This is a genomic window from Photobacterium profundum (assembly GCF_003026285.1).
GTDB classification, from domain to species: domain Bacteria; phylum Pseudomonadota; class Gammaproteobacteria; order Enterobacterales; family Vibrionaceae; genus Photobacterium; species Photobacterium profundum.
Genome location: NZ_PYOD01000009.1, coordinates 136947 through 151780, shown reverse-complemented (window position 1 = coordinate 151780; position 14834 = coordinate 136947). Strand labels below are relative to the sequence as shown.

The window sequence follows — 14834 nt, the reverse complement described above, 5'->3', positions numbered from 1 at the left end:
ATATGAAAAAAATACTTTTTCTCTGCACTGGCAATTCGGCACGTTCTCAACTGGCTGAGGCATTAATGCGACACATGGCTGATGATAGTTATGAAGTGATGAGTGCGGGTATGAGCCCCGAAACTGTTGATGAGCGTGTTTATACAGTATTAACTCAAAATGGTGTGAATAGTGACAATCTTCAAAGTGTTTCAGCTGAGTCATTACATGATCAGCATTTTGATGTGGTTATAACACTATGTGATAAGGCGAGTAATGAATGTGGATTATTCCCTGAATCTGATGCGTTGATCCATTGGGATTTTAAAGATCCTAAACCACTAAAGGGGGCTCAGGGTTTCATTGATACTTATGAAGGGCTTAAAGTAAGAATCGCATTATTTTTGATGTTAAATGGTGAAGGTCAAAGTGATGCTGTTGGTCCTGTTGAACTTTTTAAGATCATGAGTGATCCGCTTCGTCTTCGTATCTTGATGTTGATTGAAGATGAGTTTGCCCTTTCTGTGGGCGATTTAACGAAAGCCTTGTCTGTTAGTCAGCCAAAAGTTTCTCGTCATCTTGCTCTATTGCGTGATGCGGGAATTTTAAAAGATCAACGCGAAGGTTTGTGGGTTTTCTATCGTTTACCTGAGAATTTACCGGTTTGGATCCACCACATATTAACAACTGTACGCAATGGTAATCCTGGGCTAATCAATAATGAAAAATTAAAGCTTAGCCAGATTAAAGATAGAAAAAAGCCAGGATATAGTAAGAAAAAATAAGTTTTATGAACACTGAACTCTCAAGGTTTTAGTCATTTCAAAATAATAAAATATAGGTATACACAATGTCAAAGACACATCCATTTTGGGCTCTTTCTCTAGATGCAACTTTGAGCAGCCAGGGCGCACAACTTCTGCTAACACCTTGCCCAGGCAAGAAAGAAGCAAATTTGCATGATTCATTAGTACAATTAAAAGAGGCAGGGGCAACCGCTGTTTTAACGGCATTGCAAGAAAGTGACTTACCTGATGGTGGACTTGAAGTGTTGACACAAGAATGTAAGACGCTAGGGCTTAAGTGGTTTCACCTTCCTATTGAAGATGATTGTGCACCAGGCGAAGCATTTGATGCAAACTGGGGTGCAGCGAATACTGCTGCACAAGCAATGCTAGATAATGGCGAGTCATTGGTTATTCATTGTATGGGAGGTTCAGGCCGTACAGGATTGATTGCTGCACGCCTAATGTTAGCTCGTGGTTTTGAATTAGAACCTACGATTGCACAAATTCAAGCACTTCGTCCGGGTGCATTTACTCGTCAACCGCACATTGATTACATTCAACAATTTGCTAAATAACGGTTTCTAACAGTTAGGACATTTTTCAGCTCTTAGATAATTAAGCCCCTTAGTGCAAGAACTACAATGCATTAAGGGGCTTTTTTACAGAAAAAACTGGTCAATCAGTCTTAGGTTTATTAATATGCGGTAAGGCATATATATGAGTTTTCGTATGTAGCGTTTCAGTTTACGTTAACATTGAATGAATAAGGGTAAGAACATGACAATTAAAGTCGGTATTAATGGTTTTGGCCGTATCGGACGTTTAGCACTTCGCGCAGCCTTTGATTGGGATGAATTAGAATTTGTTCAGATAAATGATGTGGCTGGTGATGCAAAAACACTGGGGCATTTACTTGAGTTCGATTCGATTCAAGGTCGTTGGAATCATGCCGTTACTGTCGAAGGTGATCAGCTGTTGATTGGCGATGCAAGCATCACATGTAGCCAAGAGCGTGATATTGATGCTGTCGATTGGTCGGGCTGTGACGTTGTTCTTGAAGCTACGGGGGTTCATCGTAAAACAGCATTGCTGCAAAAGTACCTCGATCAGGGGGTAAAACGTGTTGTTGTATCTGCACCTGTAAAAGAAGAAGGTGTACTCAATGTGGTGGTGGGTGTGAATGATCATTTATTTGATCCAGAAAAGCACAGCATAGTTACAGCAGCATCATGCACTACTAATTGTATCGCACCGATTGTTAAGGTGATTCATGAGAAGATCGGTATCGATCAAGCCTCTTTTACGACAATTCATAACCTAACCAACACCCAAACCATTCTTGATGCGCCGCATAAAGACCTTCGCCGTGCACGTTCATGTGGTTCAAGCTTGATTCCAACCACAACGGGTTCAGCTACTGCTATTGTAGAAATTTTCCCAGAGTTAAAAGGAAAAATTAATGGTCATGCAGTGCGTGTACCTTTAGCTAATGCATCATTAACGGACATTATTTTTGATGTTAGCCGAGATACAACCGCTGAAGAAATTAACGCACTGCTAAAAGAAGCATCAGAAACTGAAATGGTTGGCGTACTGGGCTTTGAAGATCGTCCACTTGTCTCTATTGATTACAAAGGTGATCAACGTTCAACAATTGTTGATGCACTATCTACCATGGTTGTTAATGATCGAATGGTGAAAATTTACGCGTGGTACGACAATGAAATGGGCTACGCGACGCGTACTTCAGAGTTAATTCGTCAAGTTGGCTCTGCGTAGTCACATCTAGCATTGTCATTGGCTGAGTTGATGATGGCTAACGAAGAAAATTACTCCGTATTTATGAATAACTAATAAATGCGGAGAATGAGATAGAGATATCGGAATGATTACAGCGTTTTCAAATCTGTCGAAAGATGTAAAGCAGTACATGTTGGTGACGTTTAACTATTGGAACTTTACCATCACTGATGGTGCATTACGCATGCTGGTGGTCTTACATTTTCATCAACTTGGCTATTCACCGCTCGAAATTGCATCACTATTTTTGTTCTATGAATTTTTTGGTGTAGTAACCAACCTTATTGGTGGTTGGCTTGGTGCGAAAGTTGGGTTAAATCGCACGATGAATATTGGCCTTGCTATGCAGGTTATTGCTTTGGTCATGCTTGCTATTCCGACAGCTTACCTTACCGTTGCTTGGGTGATGTTGGCACAAGCTATGTCGGGTATAGCCAAAGACTTAAATAAAATGAGTGCGAAAAGTGCCATTAAAACCTTAGTTCCTAGTGATCAACAAGGTGCATTGTATAAGTGGATTGCAATTCTAACAGGTTCAAAAAATGCCCTTAAAGGTGCAGGCTTTTTCTTAGGTGGTTTATTGTTGGCGACATTAGGTTTTCAAGGCTCAGTATTAGCAATGGCTGCTGTGCTGGCGATTGTTTTTTGCATGAGTTTGCTTTGGCTTGAGAAAGACATGGGAAAAGCGAAGAACAAGATAAAATTTAGCCAGATATTTTCAAAAAGTGAGAGTATCAATATCCTTTCTGCTGCTCGTATGTTTTTGTTTGGCGCTCGCGATGTGTGGTTTGTTGTCGCATTGCCTATTTACCTAGGACAAGTATTTGGCTGGGACCACGTAATGGTTGGTGGTTTTCTTGCTACTTGGGTTATTGCTTATGGTGTGGTTCAAGGTTTTGCTCCTCGGTTAACGGGTAAAGCGAAAGGTGTTGTACCTGATGGGCGAGCTGCAATGGGGTGGGCTGCTTTACTTGCTGCTATTACCGCAATCATCGCGCTTGGTGTACAGTTTAATTGGCAGCCAGAGTTGACTATTATCGTTGGCCTACTAATTTTTGGTGCAGTATTTGCGGTTAATTCTTCACTGCACTCATACTTAATTGTTAGCTATGCCAAAGATGACGGCGTATCGCTGGATGTTGGCTTTTATTATATGGCGAATGCGATGGGGCGTTTAATTGGTACCATCTTATCGGGTTGGATGTATCAAGAGTACGGACTTGCTGCTTGTTTATGGGTCTCTTTTGTTTTCTTAACTATAACAACGGTAATTTCAATTCGCTTACCTGCACATCCTAAGGTAGAAGCCGCTTTATAACGACGAACGATGGCATCTTGAGCTAGCTTGGAGATAAGTATTCATCAACACATTAATAACGATGTGTTGGTGAATTTTTTGCTTTCAGAAGAACTAACTTTTACCATAGCCGCTTCTGTTTGTTGGGGAAGTAAAATGCGGGCTATTTGTTTTGATTTTGATGGCACTCTTGTCGATTCTGAAGTGTTCCATGCAGAAAATTGGTCTGGTTTTTTAAAGACATTAGGTATCGACTTTTCAATGGGGGCATTTCTAGAGCGGTATGCCGGTGTAACATGGGATAAAGTAGCGATAGACCTTTTTACTCGCTTTTCCATTAGTATGCCTATAGAACACATGTTGCAACAAATGGAAGTAATAACAGAAAAAGCGCTAATGCTTGATAATATTCCGGCTAAGTTGGGTGTGAGTACATTACTGCATGAGCTCTCGGGAAAAGTGCCTTTAGCGGTCGTTACTGGTGCGCCACGTATCTATGTTGAAGGTATTTTACAACGTCATGGTTGGCTTGAATTATTTGATCACGTTTTTTGTGGTGAAGATGTTGCCTCTAATAAACCTGCCCCCGATATATACCAGCTAGCGTGTGCCACATTGGGTTTTAATCCTCATGAAGTTTTAGCGATTGAAGACAGCGTTACTGGCATCAAATCGTCGTTATCTGCGGGATTAAAAACAGTATTAGTGAGCGATATTGATGTTACCGACTTTTCTATAGGCTCCTCAAAATATGGGCCGCTTGCATTGGATTACTCTTTTGATTCAATGCATCAAGCACATCTTACGGTATTGAATTTAGTGACAAATCCAATTAAATATACTTAGTGTTAGCTAGCTGTCGGCTTACTTCTGCTTTTTGATATTACGTGGGCATATACTTTATATATCTATAGATTATGCGTGTTTCATAGAAGGGGAGAAATATGCGAGCTGAAATCACAATAGGTTTGTTGGCTCTTTTAGTAGGCTGTGCTAATCAAAATGTTCCACCATTAGGAACTGCGGCTGATTGGCAAGATTACGGCAGTGAGCGTGCGAGTTCCGGTAATACGAAGCAAAGTGAAACCCAGCTTAAGGCATTAGATAGCTTAAGTACGTTAAATAAAGATACATTGAGCGCTTATGATAAGGGGTATGAGCAAGGGCGGGCTGAATATTGCCGACAAAGTGCTTATATCTTGGGCGTGAAAGGCATTATGTATAACGGAATTTGCGATCAGCTAGATTGGACATTTCGTGAAGATTATGTCAGTGGACGTAAAAGTTCAGCTGGCAGTATGTACTGACTTATAAATAGAGTAAAATACGCAAGAATTTATTATACAGGCAATAAAAATGCAGAACGAAGATATCATGACTGGCGATATGTTAGTGGAAATTGTTGAAAATCAACTTACTGATGGTAATCCAGTGAAGGTGAAAGAAACATTGATGCGCTTAGTTATGTCAGGTACGCCGCGTGAAGAAGCCGTTCAAATGATTGCTTGTGCATTATCTATCGAAGTTTTTGATGTGGCCAAAAATGAAGGTACATTTGACCTTAAGCGTTACAGTGAAAACTTAACGGCATTGCCTGACATGCCTTGGGAAGTTGAAGACTAAGGTTAGTAAGTAAAAAGCTAAACGTTATATCAATCGATAATCGTTTTGAAAGAAAGCCGCTTTTTGCGGTTTTTTTATGCCATAAATCTGCCTTGTTGTACTTAGATACCAATCTAGACAAGTATCTGATCATCCTTGCTGGTTAAAATAGCTTATAAGTACGTTAGAATTTTATAATTGGAACCACTAGTTACTTCAATTCCAGCCTTGTTATCATCAATTTTCTCTACGCAATTATCTGACAATTTACTTATCCAGAATGGTATAACGTTGAAACTTAGATCAACTCCCTCTGTGAAAATGCTTGCCCAATGAGTGACCCTTAATGGCTAACACCTCTTGAACTCAATGTCACAAGTTTATCTGTGATGTTTATCACTGATAGAAAATCTGCAGTCTCCATTTTTGTGATCTTATTATCTTAAACCAGCCTCTAACACTCCATTTGGTTGCTTTTTTGTTAACGGGCCGTGTTTTGTTGTGCGGTTTTGATATGTTTTCGAGTGTAGTGTTTTGTGAGCTGTAATTCATATAAATAGTACTTTGTTCTATAGCTAATCCTCTAAATATGCATTTAACACCTTGATATTACTTATATGCGAGTGTTTTTATTGGTATTTATATCTGCTTTTTCTTTTAGTTGTGGTTTTAACCGCTACTTTAGCTCGTAAACCTGGTTAACTGGTCTGCTTTGGGTGGTTATATTGAATTTATATAGTGTGACGCAGCTCAAGAACGGTTGATTATACTGATTTGGAATAAAATACCAGAACCATTTGTTGAATATTGGTTAAAAAACGGTGACACATTCCAAGAGGAATTCATTATTGTGTATATAACTCCTAAACAAGTCAGCAAGGAAAATTAAGATGATTATTGGTGTACCTAAGGAAATTAAAGTTCATGAGTACCGTGTAGGTATGGTTCCAGCGTCAGTAAATGAAGCTGTTTCTCATGGTCATACTGTATACGTCCAAACTCTGGCTGGCTCAGGTATTGGTTTCAGTGACCAAGATTACATCGACGCTGGTGCACAAATTTTACCAACTGCTGAAGCGGTATTTGCTGAAGCAGAAATGATTGTCAAAGTAAAAGAGCCTCAAGCAGTTGAACGCGCTATGCTGCGTGAAGGTCAAATTCTATTCACATACCTTCACTTGGCACCGGATCCAGAGCAAACTACAGACTTGGTAAACAGCAAAGCAGTATGTATTGCGTATGAAACAGTAACAGACGACAAAGGGCGCTTACCCCTACTTGCACCAATGTCAGAAGTGGCTGGTCGTATGTCTATTCAAGCCGGTGCTTTCGCTCTAGAGAAGTCTAAAGGCGGTAGCGGTATGCTTCTAGCTGGTGTACCAGGTGTTGAGCCTGCAAAAGTTGTTATCATCGGTGGTGGTGTTGTTGGTGCAAATGCTGCACAAATGGCTGTAGGCCTACGTGCTAACGTTGTTGTTCTTGACCGTAATATCGATGTATTACGTGATTTAGACGCGCAATTTGGTGGTACGGTTCAGTGTGTTTATTCAACGAAAGAAGCGATTGAAAAGCATGTACTAGCGGCAGACCTTGTTATCGGTGGTGTATTGGTTGTAGGTGCTGCTGCTCCGAAACTGGTCACAGCTGAAATGATTAAGAAAATGAAGCCGGGTTCTGCGATTGTAGACGTTGCAATCGACCAAGGTGGTTGTGTTGAGACATCTCACGCAACAACGCATAGCGACCCTACATATATCGTTGATGATGTTGTTCACTACTGTGTTGCTAACATGCCGGGTGCTGTTGCGCGTACATCAACATTCGCACTAAACAACGCGACGCTGCCTTACATTCTTAAGCTAGCAGATAAAGGCTACAAAGCGGCGCTTCAAGATGATAAGCACCTACTAAACGGTCTAAACGTTTACCGTGGTCAAATCACTTGTGAGAGTGTTGCATCTGCATTAGACCTAGAGTTTGTTGCTGCAGATAAAGCAATTGCTTAAATAAAGTTGCTCAACGCTTTAAATAAATCCCTACTTCGGTGGGGATTTTTCTTTATCTTCATTAAGTTATAGTCAATAAAATAAACGAATAATTTTTTATATCGTTTTTACTACTTCTCTGTGAATCTATCCGGTTAATAGAATCATTAATAAATATTTTATAAACGTGATTATTCATTACATTTGTTGTTGTTTACTATTCTCGAATGCAACTCTCTTACCTTCAAACGTTTGAATTATTGTTATAAATTAAAATTGGCTGTCATGTGAACACATTGTTTGTTGTCTTTATTTCAAAATAAGAGATGATAATGGATTCATTATGGTGGCTTGCAATATAGCCGTTAATTACCTTTCTTTACGATAAATATTATAATTAAATCAAAGAGATTAAGCTGTGTGGTTATCGTAAGTGTAAATTGGCTAGCTGTTATTAATGAAACTATAATAATTAGGAGTGTGAGGAGGGATATATAAGTACTTATTCTTATTTGGTTTTTTCATGATTGGAATGAACGAGCGTTGTATATTCTAAGTTAATCACTATGTGTGATTAAAATGCATTATGGTCGAAATCAAATGATATCGACCATAATTAAAAAAGTATTAAGCATGTGCAAAGATAACACTACCATTTTTGATGGTATCAATGATTTTTTTCGATAATTTTTTAGGTAAAGCAGGGCAACCCCAACTGCGACCTAAGTAACCATTTCGCTTTATAAAAGTCTCTGTCGCATAGTCAGCACCATGAATCACGATGTAACGACGACGCGCGTTATCATTAATGCCAGCAGTGAGGCCATCTAGCTTTAGTGAGTAACCATTGCCACCGTTATAGGTCGTTGATGTTAGATATGTACCTAACGAGCTTTTTCTGGAATCAACAGTATTAGAGAAATTTTTCGCCATTTTACCACCGCTGTTTACACCATGAGAAACATACGTGTTGTACAGTAATGTATGGTTTTTTAAATCAATAACAAAGAATCTTTTCTCAGTTGAAGGCTTACTGTAATCAATGATCGTAAGTAGCGACTTCTTTTTTCCTTTAGTATTGGTGTATGCGTTAAATCCTTGTTTGAAAATTGCATAATCAATAACGCCTTCAAGGTTTGTCTTCTTGTAAACGTACTGTACTACAATATCAGCATTATTATTAGAATATGAACTACTTTTGACATTACTTGCAGATGCCTGAATAGGCAAATAAAAGAAAATCAAAATGCATAGGCAAATTGCTTTTTTCATTTTACTTACTAAACACTCTTTTTATTCTTTGTGTTAACGGGATGCAGACTTTAACATAAAAAATAATAAAGTTTAGTGCTTAAAGCGTAAAGGAATGTATATAATATTTTTACTACATAAGCGTTGTTTGAAATAATGGCGTAATAATTAATTTAATAACAGGCGCTTATTTACTAAACATCGTTTAATTAGGCTTTAAACCCAAGGTTACAAAATTGAATATAAAGGTGAAACAAAGTTTCAGTATCGGATTATAACGTGTTGTTATTTATTAATAAAATTATCTGTATTTATCTAACAACGTTAAAAATAGCCCGTTGAACTGTTTGGCTAAAAAATGAGCACAATATCTCATTTTTTGTGAGAGATGAAACCCAAACATTAACGTATATGCAGCTGGTTTATGTGTTTTACTGATAGTTGGTTGCTTGATTGTTCGTTTGGTAAATGAAAACGCAGATACTATCTGCGTTTTAAATTAATGATGTTAATTAGTTTAAATTGAGCAAACCGTTGCCCAGCTGCCATCGCCTCCTGGTGTTGAGCTTGTCCACCAGTTTGCTTGGTAGATTACGCCGTTGTGAATGATTTTGTCTCCTTGATTAGCGTGGCTAGGTTGACCGCCCGAATCTATTTGTGGCCAGTTAGGGTAAATGTTGATGCCTGTAATATTACAGTCGCCGCCATTACCACCTGAGCCAATATTACCTAGCGGTAGATTTGGATACTCAAACTTAAATGCATATTCTTTACCGTTAATGTTAACTGCATAATTAGCAGGTCCAGATATTGGGAGGTAATAAACCATATCCAACTCGTAAGTGCCGCCATTAGGTAAATTTTTCCAAGATGGTAGGGTAAAGGCAACACGGTGCATTTCACCTTGAAGTCCACCGATGTTATTCGCAGCCGTGTGCCCTGATGCTATAACCGCTAAACCACCACCAGATTGATCGGTTGCGTTATCTGGCGCTGATGTTGGAATATCAAATTGGAATTCTGTTCCACCAGGAAGTTCAGATCCAGTGTTGTTCGTAAAGGTTAACTTAGGGTTGATAGGGTAGTTTTTGTCGCCCACCTTAAAGCCACTGATTGATACTGTAATATCGACGGCTTCTGTTGGTATCGGACCTGTTGCGACAGTATTTCCATACGGTGTAGCAGACTTAAACTTATCATAGATAGCTTTTGTCATTGTGTTACCCATATGGTATTCGCCATTTCCGGTCTTACAGGCATTTTCTGTTGCATCAATACTGGTACGTTGGCCATTAGCATCGAGCACATAGCAGTTATAGTCACCTGCTAGCTCCCAGAACATGATGCCACCGATCTCTTTATCGACGATGTAATTAGCTTTAACGTTAATGGACTCTTTATCTTCAGTAGATAGGAATACTTTCTTTTCGGCATTCCATAACCAAGGTGCAACAGCCACTTCATCGTAATTGCGCGCGTAAGTGCCCACAAGTGGATTACTCGATGGTGTGAGGCCATAAGCAGCCGTGTAAGTCCCGTAAATGCCTTGTGCCAAGTTCATTGCATGCCACATTGGATTTGAGCCTGCGCCCATTTCATCACCGGCAGCTCCTTTGTCGTGCCACAAGTTATCAATGCCCATAGCACCATTACCGCATTTATTTTTCTCGCCTTCACCTGTACCCGCTAAACACTCTGCTTGATTAGGTAGTGGTGCTTTACCCCAAAGTCCATTATCTCCGCCTGTGACACCCTGCCAACCACGGGTATAATATGGAACCCCGATGTTAATACGACCTGCAGGCATTGAGCCTCGGAAGTAGTGATATGCCCAGTCAGTATTCAGGTAACCGATACCGCTATAAGCCGCAGTGTCATAAACATTCCACATAGCAAGCTCTGAATCTTTACCTGTGTCGTAAAGGGCTGCGTTATGGCCTACATGTTCGTTCCACGCACCGTGCAGATCATAGGACATGATATTGACATAATCGAGATACTTAGTGATCTCCATTGTTTCCATACCGCGTAACAAGTAGCCAGAAGATGGAGCCGCGATGGTTAGCATATAGTGAGTGCCATCATCTGCACTGGCTTTATCTAATTTTTCACGCAGTACGCGCATTAACTCATGATAAGAACGCATTAGGTAAGGGCGACGAGCTTCTGCAAAAATTTGGTCATCAGGGTTACCAGCCCCCGACATACTGGTTGGGTATTCGTAATCGACATCGACACCATCGAACTTGTATTTACGAATCATTTCAACTGCAGATGTTGCAAATTTTTCGATACCTGCATGGTTTATGCTGCCATCGGCATTAGTTGTCATGGTGTAGAAGCCACCATCGGCAACACGATCACCATTTGGACCAAAGTGACCACCTGTTTCAGCCCACCCACCGATTGAAATGAGCGTCTTAACATTATATTTAACTTTGGCTGTTGCTAGTGCACCAAAATGCCCTTTGAAGCCTAACGTAGGATCTATTTCAACGTTGTTCCACTCCATCCCCACTGCTGGGTTAGTCGGATCATTAACGTCTCCGATATTCACGTTACCGTCAGCACCAATACTCACAAACGCATAGTTAATGTGAGTGAGTTGCTCCCAAGGGATATCTTTTACAAGGTATGAGGTTTGTGCATCATCGCCTGCTCGCCAACTTGTAAAGTAGCCAATCACCCGACGAGGATGATCTGCGCCCATGATTTCACGTCCATCTTCGTCATAAAGGCTACAGTAAGGTACGGTTACCCCCTCTGTTTGATATAAACCATCAGGACGGCAGTTACTTGTTACTGAACCTCCTGATACCGAAAGCTGACTAATCGCAGAGTCAGAGGTTGCCCCTACATTATCAGTAGCACGTGCAAAAAGGGTGATGCTTCCAGGCTGAGTTGCAGTGTATGTAAGTGTGTATGGGGATGTCGCGGCGGTACCAATTAATGCCCCATTGGCAAAGAAGTCGACTTTATCTATTGTGCCGTCAGAATCGGCAGCAACCGACGTAAGGGTTACTGCTGTACCTATCTCTACGATATTTGTTGAGAGTGTTAGGTCTACTGATGGTAATTCGTTACCACCTTGAGCTGTATCAACAGTAATAATAACTGCTGAGCTGGTTGTTTCAGCGCCTTTATTGTCAATCGCTTTTGCCGTTAAGTTATGTTGGCCTTGTATTGCTGTCCATGCCAAAGCAAAAGGGGAGGATGAATCAGAACCAATTAACGTGCCGTTAGTGTAAAAGTCTACGCGTACCACTGCGCCGTCTGTATCTGCTGCATTAGCTGTAATCGAAACAGTGTCATTTTCTGTAATACTATCAGAAGCTGACGGTGAGCTTAGCGAAACAGTTGGTGCCTCGTTGCCTATACCTCCACCAGTTTCACAACTATCAAGTAAAGACCATTCTTGAAAGTCATTTGAGTGAGTCGATGGTGCTTGTCCCTGAGTCCACCAATTTGCTTTATAAGCAATATTATTTTCTTGTACTTGCGATCCACCTGAATAGGAAGAGCTTGAATTCCATTCTTCTATATTGCTGCAATCTATTGCTGCTTGCGCATTAAATGCAAGTAAACAAGAAACGGTGAGGGTACTGAGCGTAAATACGGGCTTAGATACCGACCTTTGCTTCAAATGGTACATGTCATCATCCTTAACACATTGTTTCATTGAATTAATAAAATTATACCGTTCATAAAACTTTCGTTCTGAACAAAAACAACTATATGATTGATGGCAAAATGCGCACTATCGATTGTCTTGTTTTACATACTAAATCGCAAATAACTGTCGTTTTTATGTAACAGAAATGATCTTATTTTGCATCAATAACTAATTTAAATGTCAATCTAAGCTAGATAGATTGGTAATTTGAGTGGAGGTAGAGCGGATATTTAGGCTGAAAATAAACAACTTAAATTCATTCTTTATATGAATGGGTTGGTTTCGATGTATTTACAGTGTTAAGGTTAATTGTGGTTGAATTGGCAAAAATGAAATTTAAATAATGACTAGCATCAGGATAATGCTATAAATAAAGTGTGATTCTGCTCCATAGAATGTGCTAATTGCCACGATTTTATCGATATTTAGAAAAGAGTAAGAGTAAATGGATTTTTCTGTTGTAAGACAACCTATTTTTAATCGTCAGCAAAATAAGGTTGCTTACCAAATAAGCTTTATGAATAAAACGCAGTTTTCTGACAAGTGTATTCCGATGTCTGTTTTTTCAGACAGATCTGACCCTCGTAAATTGAACGATTTATTGGTTGATGCAGGTATCAATCAGTATTCAGACAATAAAGTGTTAATTATTACGTTTGAGAAAAATACATTTAAAAATATTATCGATTACTTCTTTTCTTCACGAGGCTTAGTTATTGAATTATCAAAAAAAGAAACTCTTGATACTGAGTTATTAGATTTAGTCCAAAAAGCATCTCGCAATAACTACTTTTTAATAATGGATGATCGTGTTCTTTATAACGGCTATGAAAACTACCTGAAAAGTATAAGCCATGTAAAAATATCGGTAAAAAATAAGAAAAGATCGCTAGTCGAATCATTGATCAATAAGGCAAAAAGGTTCAATTTGCGTATTATTCTTGATGATATCTCTTCTCATGAAGAGTTTAAGCAGTATTCTTTGTGTAAGGTCGACTTTTTCAAAGGTGATGTTTTTTCGAAGCAAAATCTTGTTGAAGTTAGAACAAATACTTTGAATGAAGGTATTTTACTTAATGTATTTCAACATGTTATGACAGATAACTACTGTTACAAAGAGCTAACGAGCATTTTTGAGTCTGATATTAAATTAACGCATAAATTGATTTCTTTTCTGAATACGTCTTTGTATGGCAGACAAGGTACGATTGGTTCGATAAAGCAAGCTGTATGCTTTATGGGAGAGAATAATATGCGGAAGTTTATATCGTTATTAACAGCGCAAGAATTAACGCAAACTAGAACGACTGATATTTATACGAAAGCGGTCAGTCGAGCACGTTTTTGTGAGTTGGTTGCAATGAATACAGGTAAAAATAAAACATTTATAGATAGGGCTTTTTTGGTTGGGTTATTTTCAAATCTTCCCGATATTTTAGGCTTAGATATTCAAGAAGCGTTAGATTTGTTGAAGGTTAATGATGAAATTAAAAAAGCCTTATTAGGGCAAGAGTGTGAACTTAAAAAATACCTGGAAAGTGTTATCGCATTTGAACAGGCTGATTGGCAGTTACTTTATAGTGTAACTGAAGGGCATAATATTTCGCCAGATTTGGTAGGGCGTTTGTATAATCAAATGATCCGTGAAGTACGTAATAACAGTTACTTACATTAACGATAATGAGCAGTTTAAAAGGCTCTGTTTTCACAAAGCCTTGTATTATCATTCTAATAAAATAGAAAAAAGAGCTTACTTCGCAATACGGGCTTTAAAGTTTGCGCGTGTTGCTTCATCTGCTTGGCTGTACCAGTAATCTAGCATTTGACCAGCTACAGTTGCTTTGTCGCCATTTTTATTTTGAAGTGCAGGGTAATCAGCAGGGTTAATCGTTGCTGGTAGTGTTACCGCGATTGCACCTGTTGCCATTGCATAGGCCGCTGGCTGAGATGATTGGTTGTAGACTGCCATCTCTTTTTCTAAATCACGACCAAACTGTACGCCATTTTTCATTAGCTTACCCTGCTCAAAATCCACAGAGCTATCTGATTTATTTTTTAATTTTAGTGAAGGGGCGCGGTTAAACTTTTCACCCTCAAGGCTTGATGTGATTTTAGGTAGTGTTAATACATAATTAGCATCTTGACCGTCAAACGTCATGATAACGATATCTGACTTGAATAAATTGTAATCGCCATTTTCGCGGTAGTTTTCTTCAATGCGGAATGCGATTTGGTTTTTACCATCTTTCAAAGTAAGCGCATTGTTACCATCAGCATCAACACCGTTGACCAGTACAAGTTCAGCACTTTTAGGTAATTCAAGATTTACGTCTGCTAATGTTGGGAAACTCAGTCCACAAGCTGTTAAAGCGATGATGGCGGTACGTAATTTCATGTTTATTCCTTTCGAATTCTAATGACGAATTAAGATAAAGCGAATGTAAGTGTGACAAAGTATT

Annotated in this window: 12 protein-coding genes; 9 read left to right on the top strand and 3 right to left on the bottom strand. The window is 39.2% G+C overall.

What is annotated here, in order from left to right; all coding sequences use genetic code 11:
- The first annotated feature begins 2 nt into the window (after nt 1-2).
- From C9J48_RS19130 to ald, 8 genes are all read left to right on the top strand, one after another.
- Nucleotides 3-764, top strand: coding sequence for a metalloregulator ArsR/SmtB family transcription factor (locus tag C9J48_RS19130; RefSeq protein WP_006232335.1), 762 nt, complete (start codon nt 3-5; stop codon nt 762-764).
- Between the two features lie 65 nt (nt 765-829).
- Nucleotides 830-1342, top strand: coding sequence for a phosphatase domain-containing putative toxin (locus tag C9J48_RS19125; protein ID WP_006232336.1), 513 nt, complete (start codon nt 830-832; stop codon nt 1340-1342).
- 202 nt (nt 1343-1544) lie between these two features.
- Nucleotides 1545-2546 (top strand): ArsJ-associated glyceraldehyde-3-phosphate dehydrogenase, encoded by a 1002-nt coding sequence (locus tag C9J48_RS19120; protein WP_107281216.1) that lies wholly within the window; start codon nt 1545-1547, stop codon nt 2544-2546.
- 106 nt (nt 2547-2652) lie between these two features.
- Nucleotides 2653-3885 carry an organoarsenical effux MFS transporter ArsJ gene (arsJ, locus tag C9J48_RS19115; protein WP_006232311.1) on the top strand — a complete coding sequence of 411 codons (1233 nt, stop codon included), beginning with the start codon at nt 2653-2655 and terminating at the stop codon, nt 3883-3885.
- 69 nt (nt 3886-3954) lie between these two features.
- Complete coding sequence (locus C9J48_RS19110) at nt 3955-4710, top strand: HAD family hydrolase (protein WP_242610850.1); 756 nt, start codon at nt 3955-3957, stop codon at nt 4708-4710.
- A 98-nt stretch (nt 4711-4808) separates the two neighbouring features.
- Nucleotides 4809-5171 carry a DUF2799 domain-containing protein gene (locus C9J48_RS19105; protein ID WP_006232309.1) on the top strand — a complete coding sequence of 121 codons (363 nt, stop codon included), beginning with the start codon at nt 4809-4811 and terminating at the stop codon, nt 5169-5171.
- A gap of 49 nt (nt 5172-5220) precedes the next feature.
- Nucleotides 5221-5487 carry a hypothetical protein gene (locus C9J48_RS19100; protein WP_006232308.1) on the top strand — a complete coding sequence of 89 codons (267 nt, stop codon included), beginning with the start codon at nt 5221-5223 and terminating at the stop codon, nt 5485-5487.
- Between the two features lie 869 nt (nt 5488-6356).
- Nucleotides 6357-7472, top strand: a complete 1116-nt coding sequence (gene ald, locus C9J48_RS19095) for an alanine dehydrogenase (RefSeq protein ID WP_006232307.1) — start codon at nt 6357-6359, stop codon at nt 7470-7472.
- Between the two features lie 606 nt (nt 7473-8078).
- Here the strand turns inward: ald and C9J48_RS19090 are convergent.
- Together C9J48_RS19090 and C9J48_RS19085 are read right to left on the bottom strand one after the other, a co-directional pair.
- Nucleotides 8079-8723 (bottom strand): murein L,D-transpeptidase catalytic domain family protein, encoded by a 645-nt coding sequence (locus C9J48_RS19090; RefSeq protein ID WP_006232306.1) that lies wholly within the window; start codon nt 8721-8723, stop codon nt 8079-8081.
- 496 nt (nt 8724-9219) lie between these two features.
- The gene (locus tag C9J48_RS19085) at nt 9220-12354 is read right to left on the bottom strand and encodes a chitinase C-terminal domain-containing protein (RefSeq protein ID WP_006232305.1); all 3135 of its coding nucleotides are present in this window, start codon (nt 12352-12354) and stop codon (nt 9220-9222) included.
- Nucleotides 12355-12820: 466 nt separating this feature from the next.
- On the opposite strand from C9J48_RS19085, the gene C9J48_RS19080 reads away from it, so the two are divergent.
- Entirely contained in the window at nt 12821-14050 is a 1230-nt protein-coding gene (locus tag C9J48_RS19080; protein WP_006232304.1) for an EAL and HDOD domain-containing protein, read from the top strand.
- A 75-nt stretch (nt 14051-14125) separates the two neighbouring features.
- On the opposite strand, the gene C9J48_RS19075 is transcribed toward C9J48_RS19080, so the two are convergent.
- On the bottom strand, nt 14126-14770 hold the full coding sequence (locus C9J48_RS19075) for a DUF2057 domain-containing protein (RefSeq protein WP_006232303.1): 645 nt from the start codon (nt 14768-14770) through the stop codon (nt 14126-14128).
- Between the last annotated feature and the right edge of the window lie 64 nt (nt 14771-14834).

Bases quoted from the DNA above. Each gene is read 5' to 3' on its own strand.
- C9J48_RS19130 (WP_006232335.1), top strand. From the start codon at position 3: ATGAAAAAAATACTTTTTCTCTGCACTGGCAATTCGGCACGTTCTCAA.
- C9J48_RS19125 (WP_006232336.1), top strand. From the start codon at position 830: ATGTCAAAGACACATCCATTTTGGGCTCTTTCTCTAGATGCAACTTTG.
- C9J48_RS19120 (WP_107281216.1), top strand. From the start codon at position 1,545: ATGACAATTAAAGTCGGTATTAATGGTTTTGGCCGTATCGGACGTTTA.
- arsJ (WP_006232311.1), top strand. From the start codon at position 2,653: ATGATTACAGCGTTTTCAAATCTGTCGAAAGATGTAAAGCAGTACATG.
- C9J48_RS19105 (WP_006232309.1), top strand. From the start codon at position 4,809: ATGCGAGCTGAAATCACAATAGGTTTGTTGGCTCTTTTAGTAGGCTGT.
- C9J48_RS19100 (WP_006232308.1), top strand. From the start codon at position 5,221: ATGCAGAACGAAGATATCATGACTGGCGATATGTTAGTGGAAATTGTT.
- ald (WP_006232307.1), top strand. From the start codon at position 6,357: ATGATTATTGGTGTACCTAAGGAAATTAAAGTTCATGAGTACCGTGTA.
- C9J48_RS19090 (WP_006232306.1), bottom strand. From the start codon at position 8,723: ATGAAAAAAGCAATTTGCCTATGCATTTTGATTTTCTTTTATTTGCCT.
- C9J48_RS19085 (WP_006232305.1), bottom strand. From the start codon at position 12,354: ATGTACCATTTGAAGCAAAGGTCGGTATCTAAGCCCGTATTTACGCTC.
- C9J48_RS19080 (WP_006232304.1), top strand. From the start codon at position 12,821: ATGGATTTTTCTGTTGTAAGACAACCTATTTTTAATCGTCAGCAAAAT.
- C9J48_RS19075 (WP_006232303.1), bottom strand. From the start codon at position 14,770: ATGAAATTACGTACCGCCATCATCGCTTTAACAGCTTGTGGACTGAGT.